Origin of the sequence: Bacillus sp. CHD6a, assembly GCF_001293645.1 — a bacterium.
Taxonomy (GTDB): Bacteria; Bacillota; Bacilli; order Bacillales; family Bacillaceae_I; genus Sutcliffiella_A.
Map to the genome: position 1 here is coordinate 146,813 of NZ_LBMD01000006.1, position 18,378 is coordinate 165,190.

The following is an 18,378-nucleotide window of genomic DNA, read 5'->3' on the forward strand; positions in this document are numbered from 1 at the left end:
AAATGCTCCACTCTTAAAACAAAGCCACAATTTTTGTTTCTGTTCTTATCCATGATAGAATAGAAGTAGAATTGTGGCTTTTTATAATTGAGATTATACATATGAAATATGAAAAGAAACAAAGGAGGAGTTATGAATATGGCAACAAACAAACTAGTATTGATTGATGGAAACTCCATCGCGTATCGTGCGTTCTTTGCACTTCCGCTACTAAGCAATGAAAAAGGGATACATACCAATGCTATCTATGGATTTACCATGATGCTGATGCGCATTTTAGAAGAAGAAAAACCTACCCATATGCTTGTGGCATTTGATGCAGGCAAAACAACATTCCGCCATAAAACGTTCGGAGAATACAAAGGGGGACGCCAAAAAACGCCACCTGAACTGTCCGAACAATTCTCCTTCCTTCGAGAGCTACTGGACGCATACAACATAAAAAGATACGAACTGCCTGAATATGAAGCAGATGATATTATAGGGACTTTGGCTCAACAAGCTGCCAAAGACGATTATGAAGTGAAAATTATATCAGGCGACAAAGATTTAACACAGCTCGCCACAGATAAAATTACGGTTGATATCACGAAAAAAGGAATTACAGATGTAGATTCCTACACACCAGCATTCATTGAAGAAAAGTACGGACTTAATGTGGACCAGATCATAGATATGAAAGGTCTTATGGGAGATTCTTCGGATAATATCCCTGGTGTACCTGGAGTTGGCGAAAAAACTGCCATCAAGCTGTTAAAGGAGTTTGGTACCATTGAAACACTTCTTGAATCCATTGACCAGGTAAGTGGGAAAAAACTGAAAGAAAAACTAGAAGATAATAAAGAGCAGGCAATTATGAGCAAGAAACTCGCGACTATCATGACCGAAGCACCAGTAGAAGTTACCGTAGAAGAGCTAATCTATGAAGGTTACGACACGAAGAAAGTGGTCGATATTTTTAAAGAACTTAGTTTCAACTCCCTGCTGGACAAGCTTGGAGAAGAAGGAGAAACGGTAACAGAGGATTTAGAGGATATTTCCTTTGAAATACTGGATGAAGTAAAAGAGGAACACTTTGCCAAAGAAAACTTCTTTATGGTAGAAGTGTTAGAAGAAAATTATCACCGTGCAGACATTCAAGGAATCGCACTTGTGAATAAGACCGGGAATTATTTTATCCCTACAGATGTGGCTTTACAGTCAGAAGAATTCGCATCATTTGCTTCAGACCATACAAGAAAAAAGACGGTTTTTGATGCAAAAAGAGCAATTGTAGCATTAAAGTGGAAGGGAATTGAACTAAACGGAATTGACTTTGACTTTATCATTGCATCTTATATCGTGAATCCGTCCGAGACATCCACTGACCTTGCCGAAATCGCCCGTAAAAAAGGTTATTATCAGATCGAAACAGATGAAGCTGTATACGGGAAAGGTGCTAAACGTGCCGTGCCAGATCAACAGAAGGTTGCAGACCACCTGGTTAGAAAGACCTTCGCTATGCAGGAAATGAAAGAGTCCTTCATTCACGAATTAAAGGACAATGAGCAGTTGGAACTATTCGAGGAATTGGAAATGCCATTGACATTGGTACTGGCTGAAATGGAAGCGCTCGGTATTACAGTGGATAAGACGCGATTAGAAGAAATGGGAACAGACCTTGGCGAAAAGCTAGAGAAAATTGAAGAGCAAATTTTTGACCTGGCTGGAGAAAAATTTAATATCAACTCTCCAAAGCAGCTTGGTGTCATTCTTTTTGAAAAGCTTGGACTACCGCCTGTAAAGAAAACAAAAACAGGATACTCGACCTCTGCTGACGTGTTGGAAAAATTAGCAGAAAAGCATGAGATTATTCAGCAAATCTTACACTATCGTCAATTAGGCAAACTCAAATCAACTTATATTGAAGGGTTATTAAAAGTGATCCATGAGGATTCCCATAAAATACACACACGCTTTAATCAAGCTTTAACACAGACTGGACGTCTAAGTTCGATTGATCCAAACCTCCAGAATATACCCGTTCGCTTAGAGGAAGGTAGAAAGATAAGAGAGGCATTTATTCCATCACATGAAGATTGGGTTATCTTTGCTGCTGACTATTCCCAAATCGAACTACGGGTTCTTGCTCATATAGCGAATGACGAAAAATTAATTGAAGCATTTAAAGAAGATGCGGACATTCATACAAAAACTGCAATGGATGTATTCCATGTATCAGAAAATGAAGTCACTTCGAATATGCGTCGTCAGGCTAAAGCCGTAAACTTCGGAATCGTTTATGGCATAAGCGACTACGGTCTTTCACAAAGCTTGGGTATCACAAGAAAAGATGCCAAAACCTTTATCGACCGTTACTTGGAAAGCTTCCCTGGAGTGAAAGAATACATGGAAGATAGCGTACTTGATGCTAAGGATAAGGGATACGTTACAACCCTTCTGCATCGCCGCCGTTATTTGCCAGAGATAACAAGCAGCAACTTTAACTTGAGAAGTTTTGCTGAAAGAACAGCGATGAACACCCCGATTCAAGGTAGTGCCGCTGATATCATAAAAAAAGCAATGATTGATATGGCAAACAGACTAGAAGAAGAAGAAATGGAGTCTAAAGTCCTGCTTCAAGTACATGATGAACTTGTATTTGAGGCACCAAAAGATGAAATTGAAAAGTTAAAGAAAATTGTACCAGAAGTGATGGAGCAAGCAGTGGAATTAAAGGTCCCGCTTAAAGTGGATTATTCATACGGCTCTTCATGGTACGACGCGAAATAATTGTTTTATGAGGATGTGTTACCATGCCAGAACTTCCCGAGGTTGAAACGGTCAGAAAAACACTGGTTCAGCTTGTACAAGGTAAAAAAATTAAACAGGTGAAAGTCCTATGGCCAAAAATGATTAAAGAACCGGACGATGCTGCTCTTTTTGAAGAGATGCTGATTGGACAAGAAATAGTGGAAATCGGCAGAAGGGGTAAATTTCTCCTCTTCTATCTTAACGATTATTGCATGGTCTCTCATTTGCGTATGGAAGGCAAATATGGACTCTATCAAAAAGAAGAACCAGCGAATAAGCATACACATGTGTTTTTCTATTTTGAAGATGGTACCGAACTTCGCTACCAGGACGTTCGCAAGTTCGGCACGCTTCATCTTTATAAAAAAGGGGAGGAACTTGGAGCGAAATCGCTGGCTAGTTTAGGGCCAGAGCCTTTTGAGGACGAGTTCAACCTTGAACTCCTTAAAGAGAGACTCGCTAAAACAAATCGAAACATTAAAGCGGTTCTATTGGATCAAACAGTTGTTGTCGGTCTTGGGAATATTTATGTGGACGAGGCTTTATTTAGAGCGGGAATACATCCAGAAAGAGTCGCAAGCAGCTTGAACGAGGACGAGCTAATTGAACTGCAACGAGAAATAGTCCTAACTCTTCAAGAAGCTGTCGACAAAGGAGGAAGTACAATCCGTTCCTATGTAAACTCACAAGGTCAAATTGGCATGTTTCAGCTCGAGCTTTTCGTCTACGGCCGAAAAGGAGAGCCTTGCAGAAAATGTGGCCAGGAAATCGAAAAAACAGTCGTAGCCGGCCGAGGTACCCACACCTGCCCAAATTGCCAGCCAAAGCCATAAGAATTGAGTGAACCGAAATCCCCCTTTTGCCTGAAGAGCAGGGTGTGCGACTCCGGCGGGAGGTAGCGGTAGGATGAGAACCCGCAACGAAGAAGGCCACTGAAAAACGGATATGATTTAGTATTTGGTAATTTCGAGCTGTGGATTGGAGCAAAAGGCGAAGACTCCTGAGGGAGATAGCGCTAGGTTGAGACCCCGCAGGCAAAGCCGAGGAGGCTCAACCAGCGCCCCTAGGAAAGCGAAGCAATTTGCGGAGATCCACAGCGGTGTCTAAACAATATCTAAACTCATAGACTTTTTAAGTGGCCTTGAATGAACCCCCGGTTCGTAAGGAAAAAGAAAGTAAGAGCAAAAAATAAATAGAACACATCGAATGGGCTCCTGCCATATACTATCGTAGTGATAGTTAGGGAGGAGCTCTTAATGATTCCATACATCTCACTTATCCTACTAGCCTTTGCCGTTAGTCTGGATAGCTTCAGTGTTGGCTTGACATATGGCCTAAGAAAAATGCATATGCCGCTTAAATCAATCACTATCATTGCGTGTTGTTCGGCCGTCTCGCTTTTGCTTGCCATGTTAGTAGGCACCATACTTATGAAATTTCTCTCCCCTGCTTTTGCAGAGACAGTTGGTGGAAGCATTCTCATTCTTTTAGGAATGTGGGTTCTCTACCAGTTTTTCCGTGCCAGTACAGCCGAAGATAGTACTTCTTTTGCAGACGAACGCATACTGTTCAACCTTGAAATCAAATCCCTAGGTGTAGTCATCAATATTTTGAGAAAGCCAACAGAAGCCGATTTTGACCGTTCCGGATCCATCACTGGATTAGAGGCTTTTTTTCTAGGTATAGCTCTTTCTCTTGATGCTTTTGGTGCCGGAATCGGTGCAGCTTTGCTTGGATACTCTCCCGGGGCAATGGCAGTTTCAGTAGCCGTGATGAGTTCGTTATTTGTAATCACCGGAATAAAATTAGGAAGAGTGTTTTCTACCGTTTCGTGGATTAACAAGTTCTCCTTTTTACCTGGCGTATTACTTATCGTTATCGGAATTATTAAAATGTAAAAGAAACACCAGAGGTTGTCTAGCGCAGCCTCTCTTTTAAAAAAGGAGGAGTGGACATGCCGTTGATTATAGGACTCACTGGAGGAATTGCGAGTGGTAAAAGCACAGTCGCCAATATGCTGAGGGAGAAAAACATTCCAATTGTGGATGCTGATGTGGTAGCTCGGGAAGTTGTTGAAATTGGTACGGATACATACATGAAGCTTGTAAATGAATTTGGAAAGGACATACTTAACAATGACAAAACGCTGAACAGACCAAAGCTCGGCAGCATTATTTTTCAAAATGAAACAAAACGGCAAAAGCTGAACAACATCATGCACCCGAGTATCAGGACAAGCATGAAAGAAAAGACAAAACACTACATAGAAGAAGGACATGATGTGGTAGTCATGGATATTCCCTTACTTTTTGAAAGCAATCTGACCCATCTTGTAGATAAAACATTACTCGTCTATGTTACAGAAAAAACACAACTGAAACGCTTGATGGAGAGAAACGACCTAACCGAAAAGGAAGCAACCGACAGGATACACTCCCAAATGCCCCTTACTGAAAAAGTAAAACTCTCCCATGCCGTCATAGACAACAACGGAACTATCGCCAAAACAAAATTACAACTAAACCAAATACTAGAACAGTGGCATATCCAGAAACCCGGTTGATCGAAGCGCCTAGAATGGAGATCTTCTGTACAGGCATGCAAAACTAATAGGTTAATAGTACTAAGGTCATATCTAAAAATAGGGATATGCCCTTTTTTTATTTTTCACATGACATATAGAATTTAATTATGTTATACTAATTGCAGGATAACAGATTAATAAGTATAACATATATATAGAAATGGGGAATTTTCATGAAGGCAAAGGTTGCAATAAACGGGTTTGGACGAATAGGGAGAATGGTATTCAGACGCGCCATCCAAGAAGAAGGCTTAAATATCGTTGCAATCAATGCGAGCTACCCAGCGGAAACGCTAGCTCACCTTATTAAATACGACACAAACCACGGACGTTTCGATGCGGATGTATACGCAGAAGACAATGCCTTAGTCGTAAATGGTAAGCGCATTCAATTAGTGAGTAACCGGAATCCAGAAGAGCTTCCTTGGAAAGAGATGAATATAGATATCGTTATTGAAGCAACAGGGAAATTTAATTCTCGCGATAAAGCCGCACTTCATCTTCAAGCAGGTGCTAAGCGTGTTGTACTGACAGCTCCTGGCAAAAATGAAGATGTAACGATTGTAATGGGCGTAAATGAAGAAGTACTAGATATGAATGAGCATTTTGTCATCTCTAACGCTTCTTGTACGACAAACTGCCTAGCTCCAGTTGTAAAAGTGTTAGATCAACAATTTGGAATTGAAAACGGCCTAATGACAACTGTTCATGCTTACACAAATGACCAAAAAAATATTGACAACCCGCATAAAGATCTTCGAAGAGCAAGAGCTTGCGGTCAGTCTATCATCCCAACTTCTACAGGTGCCGCAAAAGCATTATCTCTAGTTCTTCCACACTTAAAGGGGAAACTTCATGGAATGGCGCTACGTGTTCCAACACCTAACGTATCGCTTGTGGACTTAGTAGTAGACTTAAAGAAACCGGTTACGGTTGAAGACGTGAATGATGCGTTCCAAAGTGCTTCCATCGGTTCTATGGATGGGATACTAGGAGTTACAATGGAGCCGCTTGTATCTGTAGACTTTAACACTAATCCGCATTCTGCAATCGTTGACGGTTTATCAACGATGGTAATGGGCGATACAAAAGTAAAAGTATTGGCTTGGTACGATAATGAGTGGGGTTATTCCTGCCGAGTGGTAGATCTTGTTCAATTCGTGGCTGAAAAAATGGTAGAAGCTAAAGAAGTAATGGCTGGTTAATTTTTACCTGAAACAATATTATACTAAAATAAATGTAAGCGGTTAACGTTATGTGTTAACCGCTTTTTTGCATATGTCGGAAAATGGAATGATTTTTACTAGTAATTTCTAGCTGTTGATTGGAGCAAAAGGCGAAGACTCCTAAGGGAGATAGAGCTAGGTGGAGATCCCACAGGCGAAGCCGAGGAGGCTCACGTCAGCCCCTAGGAAAGCGAAGCCATTTGCGGAAATCAACAGCGGTACATAACCAAGCAACTAGGTTTTTCTAATAAATTCATAGATTTCAAGAAAAAAAGTCTCAAATGCCTGTTGCAAATCTAAAATAAAAGCATTATACTATTTTTCGTGAACTTCTTGAAACGATTATGTGGCTACTTAAAGGGTTAGGACCTCTCTGGACTAACTTTCCCCCGTGGTAGTTATACATCAATCACTCTTCACCTTTGAGGAATTCATGTATTTTAAAAAATGAAAAGGGGGAACGTGAGATGGAAACAGTAGGTCGTCACGTTATTTCAGAATTATGGGGTTGCGATTTTGACAAATTGAATGATATGGATTACATCGAAAAAACTTTTGTCGATGCTGCATTAAAATCTGGTGCAGAAGTAAGAGAGGTAGCTTTTCATAAATTTGCTCCTCAAGGGGTAAGCGGAGTAGTTATTATTTCCGAATCCCACTTAACCATTCATAGCTTCCCAGAGCACGGATATGCAAGTATCGATGTTTATACATGCGGAGAATTAGATCCTAATATTTCAGCTGACTATATTGCAACTGCTTTAAATGCTCAGACGCGTGAAACAATTGAACTTCCACGTGGAATGGGTCCTGTTCAAGTAAACAAAGCAAAAGCTCTTTAAAATTATAACTAAATGCATTAAAATAAAAAGAGGTGTATAGCATGCACCTCTTTTTATTATACTCAAAAATATATTATACATAAAAAACATAAGTTAAGGGGTTGTCAGGCTAAAGTGGGAGCGATACAAAAGCTGAAAGGAATCTTGACCAATCACTCGGAAACGCGGGAAAATCATACGGAAGAATCCCTGCGTAGCCGGTATTATAAAACTACTAATAAGAACGCAATGAAAGCTCTACAAGAATTGTTTAACAAGATGGAAGGGGTAACGGTAAAGTCAGTTTCTGAAGAACACGGGGAAATGGCATTACAGGTGAACAAAGGCAGAAAAGCATTTGTCATTGTAACGGTAATATCAGTCCGACCTTTTGAAACGGCAGTTGATTTTTCCGTTACAACAGAAACCAAGCTACCTTTCGATTTTGGATACAGTCGTCAGCTGATCAAACAGATGTATGAACGGATTGATAAATCGATGATCTATATTGGATCCGGGCTGAATTCGGGGAAAAAGTAGATTGGAAACGGAGTGGAAATCATCATGAAATGTCCTGCCTGTCACCATAATGGGACGAAGGTGTTAGATTCACGCCCTGTAGAAGAGGGGAAATCCATCAGAAGAAGAAGAGAATGCGAGTCATGTTCCTACCGTTTTACCACATTTGAAAAAGTGGAAGAAATGCCGCTTATCGTTGTGAAAAAAGAAGGAATACGAGAAGAGTTCAGCAGGGAAAAAGTGCTGAGAGGCTTAATACGAGCATGCGAAAAAAGACCAGTTGCCCTAAAACAACTCGAAGATATTGTGATGGAAGTAGAAAAAGAATTAAGAAATATAGGGATATCAGAAGTGAAAAGCGATATGGTCGGTGAAATGGTAATGGAACGATTGTCAAAAATAGATGAAGTTGCATACGTACGATTTGCCTCTGTTTATCGTCAATTTAAAGATATTAATGTCTTCTTGGATGAATTAAAGGAAATCATTGATAAAGAACGAAAATAAGCAACCCTAAGTGAGAGAGGAAACATATGCCTCTCTTTTTCGATTATTTTTTTAAAAGAAAGGTTTGGATGTATGATGTCTGATCGCCATTGGAAAGAGCTGGTCCCTGTAGACCGGTATATTGTCCGTTCAAATGGAGTACTTCAGCAGTTTGACCGAAAACTTCTTACCATGCTTTATCAGCCGTTGCTTGGTTTTAGGGGATTTAGTTTATACATGACCCTATGGAGTGAACTGGACCAAGATCGTTTATGGGGTGGAGAGACCACGCATCATGGCATTATGACAACGATGCAATGCAATTTAAAAGATATCCATCAGGAAAGAATAAAATTGGAAGGCATCGGACTTTTAAAGACGTGGGTCAAGGAAGACGATCAGCTTCGCACCTTCATTTATGAACTTCAACCTCCACTTTCCCCGGAAGCATTCTTTTCAGAACCAATGTTAACTATCTATTTATTTAATCGACTTGGAAAAAATAAATACGCAAGTGTTAAGAAATATTTTTCCGATAAGGTACTCCCTGCAGATGAATACCAGGAAGTAACACGAAGTTTCAGTGATGTCTTCCAATCCGTTCAGTCAGAAAATATGGCCTATGCAGCAAACGAGGAAATGATGGAAGAACTACCCTTACCTCAAGGCGAAGAGTGGATGGACCGTAAAAAAGGAAGCGAGCCAAAGGTAGTCCAAGAAACATTTGACTTTGATCTGTTTTTTGCAGGACTTTCTGAGGTGGTCATCCCTAAAAAATCAATTACCGCTAAAGTGAAGGAAGCGATTGTTAAACTATCGTTCATCTATACCATCGATCCAATATCCATGCGCGACCTCATGATGAATGTGATTGATGTAGAGGAAAAAGTAGATCTAGAGAAACTCCGCAAGGCGGCAAGGGATTGGTATCAGCTAGAATACCAAGATACATTGCCAGGACTTGTGGAGAAAACACAGCCGCTGAACTTAAGACAGTTTACAGACAAAAAGCCCGCCACAAAGGATGAACAACTCATTCAACAGTTGGAGAATGTCTCTCCAAAGCAAATGCTAACGGATCTATCCGGAGGATCCGAACCGTCTGCCTCTGACCTTCGTATTGTTGAAGACGTCCTGTTTAAACAACAACTGACACCAGGAGTCGTAAATGTGTTGCTCTATTATGTATTGTTGAAAACAGATATGAAGCTTAACCGGAAATACGTTGAAAAGATTGCAAGTCACTGGGCACGTAAACAGGTGAAAACCGTCAGTGAAGCGATGGAACTTGCGAAAGAAGAGCACCGTCAATACCAGAATTGGGCGGATACAAAGCCAGCTACTAAGGGGACTGGTGGAGGTAGCGTCTCCAAAGCCCAAGCAGGGAAAGTGGTGCGCAATCGTTTTGTTAGTTCGGACGGAGCGGCGACTGAGTCGGAAGCTACAAGTAGTCAGTCTGATAAGTTTAAGCAAGTAGAAGAAGATGAAAAACAGAAGCTGATGGAACGTTTGGCGAAAATGAAAGAGAAAAAAATAAGGTTGGATCCATGATTTAGAGGCTGCATATACCTTCTTGGGATGCAGCCTTCTTTTTTTGGTGCTATATATGAAAAAGATGTTAATACTACAAAAAAAGGGTATCGTCTACTATAAGTCTAAAGAAAAGGGGAAATAACCTTTGAAGAGAGTAGCGGTGATTGTTAATCCAAATGCCGGCAACAAGAAATTAATTAATTCCATCGAACAGATAGAAGAGATGTTATGGAGCACATTTGAGGAAGTCACCATTCATCCAACCGAAAAAGAAGGGGACGGTGCCAAACTCGTCGAGGAGTTGGCTGAGCACGTAGACCTTATTATTGGTGCCGGCGGGGACGGAACCATCTTTGAATTAATTAACGCATTGGCTCCTCTTGAAAAAAGACCGATTTTTGCAATTATACCAGGCGGAACGTGTAACGATTTTTCTCGAACGCTTGGAATCACACAACACCCGTTAAAAGCAGTAGAGCAAATTCTAGAAAAACGTACAGAAAAAGTGGATGTCGGCAAAAGTGACAGTCAGTATTTCTTGAATTTCTGGGGAATCGGTTTAGTCTCCAAGGTTTCAGGCAACATCGACAACGGAACCAAACAGCTGCTCGGAAAACTATCCTACTATATCAGTGCCGGACAAACGGTAATGGAAGAGAAGCCGTTCCAGCTTACAATAGAAAGTGAAACACAATCGTATGAAGGGGATGCTGTCATGCTGCTGATAGGTAACGGTTCTTTTCTAGGCGGTATTCAATCGTTTTTCCCTTCTTCAAGCGTACAGGACGGGGAGTTAGATGTGTTGATTATAAAACAAACCTCCATTGCCCAGCTTTGGACATGGATGCAGACCAGACTCCAAAAAGAATTCCCAGCAGAAGGAAACGACGATCTTGTCTACTTTCGTGCAAAAAAATTGAGAATAGAAGCAACTCCCAATCAAGAAATCGATACGGACGGTGAAAAAACCTACCATACACCTTCTACTGTTTCCATTCTTCCTAATCATTTGGAAGTCATCGTAGGTGATTTTCCATTTTTATAAGAGTTAGGGGATGCGCTAGTCCTTTCTAGAGAAGGATGGCGCATATTTTTTTATATTTATTCATTTTTCCACCCTCCCTCCCATATACATTGAATTAGGTGTACCAAAGGGGGGACAAACTTGTTTGAGATTTCCTTTCGAAATGAATCGGACGCAACTGCGATATATATGCATGTACTAGAGAAAAATCCTGAGAGTGATTCTATCCTTTCTTTACATAAAGAAAAAATCGTCGTGGAATCAAAGGATGTTCATTTTTACAGAAATACCATTGTCCCGGTGCTGAAGTATTACATTCACCGTACCAAAGAAAAAGAATGGATATTGTCGGTATTGGAAAATACGTTTTACTATAAAGAGGAAGAAGAGCAGGAACAGATTCTCTGTATTCTTCAATCCATTTTGCTCGGAGAACGGTCTGATATTCCGAATCTCCCGGCTGTAGAGCATCGTGATGCCCAGTTAGAATCTGTCATGCAGTCCTTTTTTCAAAAACCTATATCGTTTTCATTTGACTCCTTTATTACGTTCCGGTTAAAAGAGTACTTTGAAGGATTGCAAGTATTTGTGGAAGCGGCAATTGATGAGTATAAACTGGAACAGGAGTATCAATCGTTTGTCCATCAACTACGGGAATTACTAACGACCACAGATTCGAAGCTTGACGAATTGCATCTTGTCTATCAATATCAATTCGATTTTTATGATAAGTCTTTCTCGCATATCCCAAAAAATCAGCTCATCAAGTTTATAAACCGCACTCATTTTAACAATTATTCGTATTATATAGACTCGGTCGTACTTGCTCCACTGGTTTCCATTGCGCCTGAAAAACTGTTTCTCTACACAGATAACACCGAGCATCAGCTCGTGGAGACAATACGAAATATATTTGAAGAGCGTGCCGTTGTTTTACCTTTTCACTATTTTGGGCAAAATAAAAGTAAAATTGATTAAAGTGACCACTTGATTTTCCTGTAACAGGAGAATATAATAACCTACATAATCAATTTTAACTTCATAGCTCAAAAAGTATCGATGAGGACATGAGTGTTTTAATAACGGATGTTAGAGAGGGAAGTCACCGGCTGTAAGCTTCCTATCACGATTAAAACCCTAACCACCTCTGAACTTCAACGGTGAACATCTCAGTAGCTGTTGACGGGGAAAACCCTCGTTATCCAATAATGAAGCCGTCTTTTAGTAGTTTAAAAAGATGGGAACTTGGGTGGAAACACGGATATTAAACTCGTCCCTTATTTTATATAAGGGGCGGGTTTTTTTATTTTGGTTCAAATAACCATTAGCAATTGCTTGGAGCAATAGGCGGAGACTCCAGCGGGGGAGTAACGGTAGGTTGAGACCCCGCAACGAAGTGAGGAGGCTCAAGCACCGTCCCGCGGAAAGCGAAGCCGTTTGCGGAGAGCAATTGCGGCGTTATATGAACCAACAAAAATTCTAAAGTAGAGGTGACAGAGATGTCGGAATTAATGAAAATCACATTTCCAGACGGAGCGGTAAAGGAGTTTGAACGTGGTACGACAACAGAAGATATCGCTGCATCCATCAGTCCGGGTCTGAAAAAGAAAGCAATCGCTGGAAAGCTAAACGGAGAACTTATCGACCTGCGTTCCCCTATTCAAATAGACGGAGAAATCAGCATCATCATGCAAGACTCCGACGAAGCGCTTGGAATCATGCGACACAGTACTGCCCACCTGATGGCACAAGCGATCAAACGCCTATACGGTAACGTAAAACTAGGAATCGGTCCCGTAATCGAGAACGGATTCTACTATGATATTGATATGGAAGAATCTTTAACTCCAGAAGACCTTCAAAAAATCGAAAAAGAAATGAAGAAAATCATTAGTGAAAATCTGGATGTTGTTCGTGTAGAAGTAAGCAGAGAAGAAGCATTGCGACGCTACGAAGAACTGAATGATGAGCTGAAGCTGGAATTGATTCGCGAATTACCTGAGGGTGAAACTATTTCCATCTACGAACAAGGCGAATTTTTCGACCTTTGTCGTGGTATTCATGTTCCATCCACTGGGAAAATTAAAGAATTCAAATTATTAAGCATCGCCGGAGCATACTGGAGAGGCGACAGCAAAAATAAAATGCTTCAACGTATTTACGGAACTGCCTTTTTCAAAAAAGCAGAGCTTGACGAACATCTTCGCCTGTTGGAAGAGGCAAAAGAACGTGATCACCGTAAAATAGGAAAAGAGCTTGACCTTTTCTTCAACTCCCAAAAAGTTGGGCAAGGCTTGCCGCTATGGTTACCAAAGGGTGCAACAATTCGCCGCGTAATCGAACGCTATATCGTTGACAAAGAAGTGGAGCTTGGTTATGACCACGTGTACACTCCTGTAATGGGTAGCGTGGAACTATACAAGACTTCCGGTCACTGGGACCACTATCAAGACGGCATGTTCCCTCCAATGGAGATGGATAACGAGCAACTTGTTCTCCGTCCGATGAACTGCCCGCATCACATGATGGTGTACAAAAACAGCATCCACAGTTACCGCCAACTGCCGGTTCGTATTGCCGAGCTGGGCACTATGCACCGCTATGAAATGTCCGGAGCATTGGCAGGACTACAGCGTGTACGTGGAATGACGCTAAACGATGCACACATCTTCGTTCGCCCTGATCAAATCAAGGATGAGTTGAAGCGTGTTGTGAACCTAGTGCTTGAAGTATATAAAGATTTTGGTTTAGACGACTATTCTTTCCGTCTATCCTACCGTGATCCTGAAAATAAAGAAAAGTATTTTGATGACGATGCAATGTGGGAAAAAGCACAAGGCATGTTGAAGGAAGCGATGGATGAGCTTGGTCTTGATTACTTTGAAGCAATCGACGAAGCAGCATTCTACGGTCCTAAGTTAGATGTTCAAGTACGTACTGCCCTTGGGAAAGAAGAAACTCTATCCACTGTACAGCTTGACTTCTTATTGCCAGAAAAATTCGACCTTACTTATGTAGGGGAAGACGGCAAACAGCACCGCCCGGTTGTTATCCACCGTGGCGTAGTATCCACAATGGAACGCTTTGTTGCATTCCTGATTGAAGAATACAAAGGTGCATTCCCAACTTGGTTGGCGCCAGTACAAGTTCAAGTGATCCCAGTATCTCCTGACGCCCATTTCGATTATGCAAAAGAAGTGCAAGACCTTTTGAAATCTAAAGGTATCCGCGTGGAAATGGATGAAAGAAATGAAAAAATAGGCTACAAAATCCGTGAAGCACAAATGCAAAAGATCCCATACATGCTAGTAATAGGGGACAATGAAATTCAAGAACGCGCAGTAAATGTCCGCAAATACGGCGAACAAAAATCCGAAACAATTTCACTTGAGAAATTTGTGGATAACTTGGTGAAAGAAGCGAAGAGATAAGGATTTTGTGAGCTTTTCGTGATACGGGAGGGGAGTGGCTTGGCTGAAGATGCCAAGGCATTCCCTTTCTTTGTTCCAGTGTTTGTCGATAATTAGTGAAGTTTGTCGTTTAGCGTGTATTTCAGGTAGTTTGGACAGTAAATGCCTCACTTTCGCTCGTATTCTTAAATTTTGGACAGTATTTCCCTTCGAACGGACAGTAAATGGGTACTTTCCGACAGTAAGCTAAATTAAAATGTTTATACAAATTCCCCCTCTCAACTGAAGTGCAGGGTGGTCGACTCCTGCGGGGGATAACGGTAGCTTGAGACCCCGCAACGCAGTGAGGAGGCTCAAACACCGTCCCGCGGAAAGCGACCACCCGGAACGAAAGGAGACAGGGGGTTTAACGCAAACGCCGACCTCGAGAAAAAAACTATTGCACAAACGCAATATATCTGATATCATTTAAAACGTTGTTTCATTTGATACGAAATCTTGACAATCAATCATCATTAATGATATATTATACAAGGTCAAATTGAATACTTGTTTGAGGACAAGAAGAAGCACCCGCTTCTCACCTGATTGACGCATCTGATGCAGTTGGCAGGTTTTACGAGAAAGATTTTATCTTTTACTTATGTAATCGTAAAGTGTGGGTGTATGTGTACATCCACACTTTTTTGTTTGTACAAAAGAGTAAATTGTTCGTCAAACGGTGTTCGGAATAAACCTTGGAGGTGGCTAATTATTAGCAAGGACATGATGGTAAACGATGGCATTCGTGCCCGTGAAGTACGTCTAATCGGTCAAAATGGAGACCAGCTAGGAATCAAGTCAAAAGTCGAAGCGCTAGAAATAGCAGCACGTGCTAACCTTGACTTAGTAATGGTTGCGCCTAATGCGAAACCTCCTGTATGCCGAATCATGGACTACGGAAAGTTCCGTTTCGAGCAACAGAAGAAAGAAAAAGAAGCGCGTAAAAACCAAAAAGTAATCAGCTTAAAGGAAGTTCGTTTAAGCCCTACAATTGATGAGCATGACTTCAACACGAAGCTTCGCAATGCAATCAAATTCCTTGAAAAAGGAGACAAAGTAAAAGCATCGATCCGATTCAAAGGACGTGCAATTACACATAAAGAAATCGGTCAGCGTGTGCTAGATCGTTTCTCTGCTGCATGTGCAGAAGTATCAACAGTTGAGTCCCATCCTAAAATGGATGGACGTAGCATGTTCTTAATTTTGGCACCTAAAAACGAAAAGTAATTCATATGAGGAGGAACTCCAATGCCTAAAATGAAAACTCATCGCGGATCAGCGAAAAGATTCAAGAAAACTGGATCTGGTAGCTTAAAGCGTTCTCACGCATACACAAGTCACTTATTCGCTAACAAGTCTCAAAAGCAAAAGCGTAAATTGCGTAAATCAGCTATGGTCAGCAAAGGTGATTTCAAACGCATCCGTCACATGTTAGACAACTTAAGATAATATTTTTTATAGGAGGTATTCATAATGCCAAGAGTTAAAGGCGGTACAGTAACACGCCAACGTCGTAAAAAAGTCATTAAATTAGCCAAAGGTTATTACGGTTCTAAACACACTTTATATAAAGTAGCTAACCAACAAGTAATGAAATCCCTAATGTACGCTTATCGCGATCGTCGCCAGAAGAAGCGCGACTTCCGTAAGCTTTGGATCGCTCGTATCAACGCAGCGGCTCGCATGAACGGTCTTTCTTACAGCCGTCTAATGCACGGTTTGAAAGTAGCTGGAATCGAAGTAAACCGCAAAATGTTAGCTGAGCTAGCAGTTAGCGACGAAAAAGCATTTGCTGAATTGGCAACTGCTGCGAAAGACAGCTTAAATAAATAATTACCTAAACAAAAGAGGCTATCATTTGGTAGCCTCTTTTGTGTTTTGATAGAATATTGTTGAGACTGAGAGTGAAGTCAGTCTACAAAATGTGTGCACACATTCGAACGTCGGAGGATATGATGGAAGTACTAGTCGGTTATTATATCTTTATAAACATTGTAGGCTTCATTATTATGAAAGTAGATAAACAAAGGGCCATAGAGCATCGCTGGAGAGTGCCAGAATTACACCTGTGGGGAATTGCGCTGCTAGGTGGAGCGCTTGGTGCCTGGATGGGGATGCAAACCTACCGTCATAAAACAAAGCGCCTGTTATTTCGGATAGGTCTTCCATTCCTAACGTTTTTACATATCGGGTTTTGGGGGTATTTTCTCACAGGTTGATAAGTTAACATAATTTATTGATAGTTGAATAAGCTTTATTAAAAACTAGGAGGCAAGCCAAAATGGACGAAAAAATGAACGTACTCTTTGTCGTTATTGAAAGTCACTGGTGGCTGGCTTCTCTTGGTTTTATTCTTTTTCATATATTAAGACAAGTTTTATTTATTCCGGTGGTTATCATCTGCATTGCAGGAGGAGCCCTCTTTGGTGGAATAATCGGCAGCATTTATTCTGTCGCAGGCTTAACGTTATCCAGCTTATTTTTCTACTTTTTATATCAACAGCTTCCCGGCATATTTGGGAAGATCTTAAAAATGAAAGAAAGGCTGTTTGGCAACCATGCAAACTTTTCGGTTGGACAGATCACTGTCATGCGTCTTGTTCCCTTCATCCACTTCCACTTACTCTCTCTTTGCTTGATTGAAACGACAAAAACCTTCTCAAACTATGCAAAAGCTTCTCTCCTGACTAATATTCCTCTCGCAATTATCTATACCGTCTTTGGACAATTTATTACGGAATTTTCCCCAACTGCTATGGTTGCAGTGCTTGTGGGGCTCTTGATCCTGATGCTTGTAATGAGACAAAAAGTCGTCGTGATGAAATGGGAACAATTCTTTCATAAAGAAAAGCAATATAAAAGAGGATAACGCATAACAGCGTTATCCTCTTTCATCTTTTAAAAACTCTTTAATGGGACTTTTCCAATCAATCAAAGCATCTGGATATTGCTTTCGAACCTCTTTTTGAATAAATTCAAAGTCATGCTTTTTCAACCCTTGCAACTTTTCAGGATTCTTTGGCCAGATGAAAATGGAGATGACCTCAAACGCTCTGTCTGTAGTCCCCAAATATTTTTCCCCTTCAAACATGACTCCTTTGTAGGTCAGGAGAAAATTCTTCCTTACATTGCTCTTTTGATCAAGAAGATAGAAGTTCTTCTGTTCATGCGCAATCTCAAGCTTCCTTTTAGGATTCAAGAGGTACTTAAAAATGGAATAAATAATAAAAGCAAAAAGTGCAAGTAAAGCAAGACGAATGAGAATCATAAACATATTTGCTACTCCTTCGCAAAAATACAGTTTTATTATAAAATACCTTATATACGTGTTTAGGTATGAAAAGGTTTCATTTTTTATCAAACTTTTAAAAAGAAGGGGATTTTTTTGAATTTACAACGTCTATATGACATGCAACGTGAGTTGGATGCAAAAATTGAATTACAACATGAGTTAAAAAAAGAAGATTTGGTTGATGAGAAGATATTGGCTTTGCTTGTAGAGTTAGGTGAATTGGCCAATGAAACTCGTTGCTTTAAATTTTGGAGCGTGAAGCCTCCTGCTGAACGCGCAGTAATACTAGAAGAATATGTGGACGGAGTGCATTTTATCTTATCCCTTGGGCTTACGTTTGGATATGACGGTTCGGAAACTTCTAGAGGACTTGCGGAAGAAGCAGCCTCGCTAACTGAGCAATTTAACAGAGTTTATCAGCTGGTTTCTACTTTTAAAGACAATCTGTTCGAAGAAAATTACTTTTTATTACTGGATTCCTATACACAATTAGGTGAAATGCTTGGCTTTGAATGGGCCGAAGTGGAGCAGGCTTACTTGGAAAAAAATCAGATCAATCATGAAAGGCAACAGCAAGGCTACTAATCCTTTTTACATTAGTAAGAGTTTTCTGTATAATAATTGTTGGATTGATATTTATTAAGGGGG

The 18,378-nt window shown here is 40.6% G+C and carries 19 protein-coding genes and 1 other annotated feature; of the genes, 18 read left to right on the plus strand and 1 reads right to left on the minus strand.

All coding sequences use genetic code 11. The features are described from left to right. Positions 1-138 precede the first annotated feature (138 nt). From polA to AAV98_RS06885, 17 genes are all read left to right on the plus strand, one after another. Positions 139-2,772, plus strand: coding sequence for a DNA polymerase I (gene polA / locus AAV98_RS06805; RefSeq protein WP_060664813.1), 2,634 nt, complete (start codon positions 139-141; stop codon positions 2,770-2,772). 23 nt (positions 2,773-2,795) lie between these two features. Beyond that, entirely contained in the window at positions 2,796-3,626 is an 831-nt protein-coding gene (mutM, locus tag AAV98_RS06810) for a DNA-formamidopyrimidine glycosylase (protein WP_060664814.1), read from the plus strand. Between the two features lie 423 nt (positions 3,627-4,049). Continuing rightward, the gene (gene ytaF / locus AAV98_RS06815; RefSeq protein WP_060664815.1) at positions 4,050-4,691 is read left to right on the plus strand and encodes a sporulation membrane protein YtaF; all 642 of its coding nucleotides are present in this window, start codon (positions 4,050-4,052) and stop codon (positions 4,689-4,691) included. 56 nt (positions 4,692-4,747) lie between these two features. Then, on the plus strand, positions 4,748-5,356 hold the full coding sequence (coaE, locus tag AAV98_RS06820; protein ID WP_060664816.1) for a dephospho-CoA kinase: 609 nt from the start codon (positions 4,748-4,750) through the stop codon (positions 5,354-5,356). Positions 5,357-5,550: 194 nt separating this feature from the next. Further along, positions 5,551-6,582, plus strand: a complete 1,032-nt coding sequence (locus AAV98_RS06825) for a glyceraldehyde-3-phosphate dehydrogenase (RefSeq protein ID WP_060664817.1) — start codon at positions 5,551-5,553, stop codon at positions 6,580-6,582. Between the two features lie 488 nt (positions 6,583-7,070). Next, complete coding sequence (gene speD / locus AAV98_RS06830) at positions 7,071-7,445, plus strand: adenosylmethionine decarboxylase (RefSeq protein WP_010195679.1); 375 nt, start codon at positions 7,071-7,073, stop codon at positions 7,443-7,445. A 114-nt stretch (positions 7,446-7,559) separates the two neighbouring features. Continuing rightward, positions 7,560-7,964: a hypothetical protein gene (locus AAV98_RS06835; RefSeq protein ID WP_060664818.1), complete on the plus strand. Its 405-nt coding sequence runs from the start codon at positions 7,560-7,562 to the stop codon at positions 7,962-7,964. 24 nt (positions 7,965-7,988) lie between these two features. Beyond that, positions 7,989-8,450 (plus strand): transcriptional regulator NrdR, encoded by a 462-nt coding sequence (gene nrdR, locus AAV98_RS06840; RefSeq protein WP_060664819.1) that lies wholly within the window; start codon positions 7,989-7,991, stop codon positions 8,448-8,450. A 72-nt stretch (positions 8,451-8,522) separates the two neighbouring features. Beyond that, positions 8,523-9,980: a replication initiation and membrane attachment family protein gene (locus AAV98_RS06845; protein WP_231687709.1), complete on the plus strand. Its 1,458-nt coding sequence runs from the start codon at positions 8,523-8,525 to the stop codon at positions 9,978-9,980. Positions 9,981-10,107: 127 nt separating this feature from the next. After that, the gene (locus tag AAV98_RS06850) at positions 10,108-11,007 is read left to right on the plus strand and encodes a diacylglycerol/lipid kinase family protein (protein ID WP_060664820.1); all 900 of its coding nucleotides are present in this window, start codon (positions 10,108-10,110) and stop codon (positions 11,005-11,007) included. 120 nt (positions 11,008-11,127) lie between these two features. Beyond that, on the plus strand, positions 11,128-11,964 hold the full coding sequence (gene ytxC, locus AAV98_RS06855; protein ID WP_060664821.1) for a sporulation protein YtxC: 837 nt from the start codon (positions 11,128-11,130) through the stop codon (positions 11,962-11,964). A 521-nt stretch (positions 11,965-12,485) separates the two neighbouring features. Continuing rightward, entirely contained in the window at positions 12,486-14,417 is a 1,932-nt protein-coding gene (thrS, locus tag AAV98_RS06860; RefSeq protein ID WP_060664822.1) for a threonine--tRNA ligase, read from the plus strand. 534 nt (positions 14,418-14,951) lie between these two features. Further along, positions 14,952-15,090: a sequence feature (ribosomal protein L20 leader region), on the plus strand. A 56-nt stretch (positions 15,091-15,146) separates the two neighbouring features. Continuing rightward, positions 15,147-15,665: a translation initiation factor IF-3 gene (gene infC / locus AAV98_RS06865; RefSeq protein WP_082380810.1), complete on the plus strand. Its 519-nt coding sequence runs from the start codon at positions 15,147-15,149 to the stop codon at positions 15,663-15,665. A gap of 21 nt (positions 15,666-15,686) precedes the next feature. After that, complete coding sequence (gene rpmI, locus AAV98_RS06870; RefSeq protein ID WP_010195692.1) at positions 15,687-15,887, plus strand: 50S ribosomal protein L35; 201 nt, start codon at positions 15,687-15,689, stop codon at positions 15,885-15,887. A 24-nt stretch (positions 15,888-15,911) separates the two neighbouring features. Then, complete coding sequence (gene rplT / locus AAV98_RS06875) at positions 15,912-16,271, plus strand: 50S ribosomal protein L20 (protein WP_060664824.1); 360 nt, start codon at positions 15,912-15,914, stop codon at positions 16,269-16,271. Positions 16,272-16,390: 119 nt separating this feature from the next. Beyond that, a complete protein-coding gene (locus tag AAV98_RS06880) occupies positions 16,391-16,657 on the plus strand; it encodes a DUF1294 domain-containing protein (RefSeq protein WP_231687710.1) in 267 nt (88 codons plus the stop codon). Positions 16,658-16,719: 62 nt separating this feature from the next. Then, entirely contained in the window at positions 16,720-17,307 is a 588-nt protein-coding gene (locus AAV98_RS06885; RefSeq protein ID WP_060664826.1) for a TVP38/TMEM64 family protein, read from the plus strand. 12 nt (positions 17,308-17,319) lie between these two features. On the opposite strand, the gene AAV98_RS06890 is transcribed toward AAV98_RS06885, so the two are convergent. Continuing rightward, positions 17,320-17,712, minus strand: coding sequence for a hypothetical protein (locus AAV98_RS06890; protein WP_060664827.1), 393 nt, complete (start codon positions 17,710-17,712; stop codon positions 17,320-17,322). 111 nt (positions 17,713-17,823) lie between these two features. Between AAV98_RS06890 and AAV98_RS06895 the strand changes: the two genes are divergently transcribed. Next, positions 17,824-18,315: a dUTP diphosphatase gene (locus tag AAV98_RS06895; protein WP_060664828.1), complete on the plus strand. Its 492-nt coding sequence runs from the start codon at positions 17,824-17,826 to the stop codon at positions 18,313-18,315. The last annotated feature ends 63 nt before the right edge of the window (positions 18,316-18,378 follow it).

Coding starts and splice junctions, on each gene's coding strand:
- rplT (WP_060664824.1), top strand. CDS start 15,912: ATGCCAAGAGTTAAAGGCGGTACAGTAACACGCCAACGTCGTAAAAAA.
- AAV98_RS06890 (WP_060664827.1), bottom strand. CDS start 17,712: ATGTTTATGATTCTCATTCGTCTTGCTTTACTTGCACTTTTTGCTTTT.
- AAV98_RS06880 (WP_231687710.1), top strand. CDS start 16,391: ATGATGGAAGTACTAGTCGGTTATTATATCTTTATAAACATTGTAGGC.
- AAV98_RS06845 (WP_231687709.1), top strand. CDS start 8,523: ATGATGTCTGATCGCCATTGGAAAGAGCTGGTCCCTGTAGACCGGTAT.
- ytaF (WP_060664815.1), top strand. CDS start 4,050: ATGATTCCATACATCTCACTTATCCTACTAGCCTTTGCCGTTAGTCTG.
- speD (WP_010195679.1), top strand. CDS start 7,071: ATGGAAACAGTAGGTCGTCACGTTATTTCAGAATTATGGGGTTGCGAT.
- nrdR (WP_060664819.1), top strand. CDS start 7,989: ATGAAATGTCCTGCCTGTCACCATAATGGGACGAAGGTGTTAGATTCA.
- coaE (WP_060664816.1), top strand. CDS start 4,748: ATGCCGTTGATTATAGGACTCACTGGAGGAATTGCGAGTGGTAAAAGC.
- AAV98_RS06825 (WP_060664817.1), top strand. CDS start 5,551: ATGAAGGCAAAGGTTGCAATAAACGGGTTTGGACGAATAGGGAGAATG.
- thrS (WP_060664822.1), top strand. CDS start 12,486: ATGTCGGAATTAATGAAAATCACATTTCCAGACGGAGCGGTAAAGGAG.
- mutM (WP_060664814.1), top strand. CDS start 2,796: ATGCCAGAACTTCCCGAGGTTGAAACGGTCAGAAAAACACTGGTTCAG.
- polA (WP_060664813.1), top strand. CDS start 139: ATGGCAACAAACAAACTAGTATTGATTGATGGAAACTCCATCGCGTAT.
- AAV98_RS06885 (WP_060664826.1), top strand. CDS start 16,720: ATGGACGAAAAAATGAACGTACTCTTTGTCGTTATTGAAAGTCACTGG.
- rpmI (WP_010195692.1), top strand. CDS start 15,687: ATGCCTAAAATGAAAACTCATCGCGGATCAGCGAAAAGATTCAAGAAA.